Here is a 620-nt window from a genome sequence, read left to right on the forward strand (position 1 = left end):
CCGCAGGAGACGCGGCTGGCGTTTACCGACGAGAAGCAGTTCCTCGGCTCGTCCTATATGCTGGGCCGCCTCAACCTGAACCCGGATTACGATTACCGCTTCCTCGGCGATGCGGCGTTCGATACCCGCTATGTCTCCAACGTGGTGCTCAACCAGACCGGTAATCGCTACCTGAACGGCATCGGCTCCGATCTGGATCAGATGCGCTACCTGATGGATAACGCCGCGGCGGCGCAGCAGTCGCTGGGCCTGCAGTTTGGCGTCTCGCTGACCGCCGATCAGATTGCCGCACTCGACCACAGCCTGCTGTGGTGGGAGAAAGCCACCGTCAACGGCGAAACCGTGATGGTGCCGAAACTCTACCTGTCGCCGAAGGACGTCACCGTCAATAACGGCAGCGTAATCGCGGGTAACAACGTCACCCTGAAGGGCGGCGACATCACCAACAGCGGCAGCTCGCTGCTGGCGAAAAACAGCCTGACGCTCGACAGCCAGAACAGCATCAGCAACCTCAACAACGGCCTGATGAAAGCGGGCGGCGACCTGAACCTGAGCGCCATCGGCGATATCAATAACATCAGCTCCACCATCAGCGGCAAAACGGTCGCGCTGGAGAGCCT

1 protein-coding gene is annotated in these 620 nt (G+C 60.6%); it reads left to right on the top strand.

Annotated elements, in window-relative coordinates:
* Positions 1–620 (top strand): hypothetical protein (locus AC0TNG_RS00340; RefSeq protein WP_473712392.1); only part of this gene is annotated, 620 nt, incomplete at both ends.

Source organism: Enterobacter sp. PL_is514, from assembly GCF_055816715.1.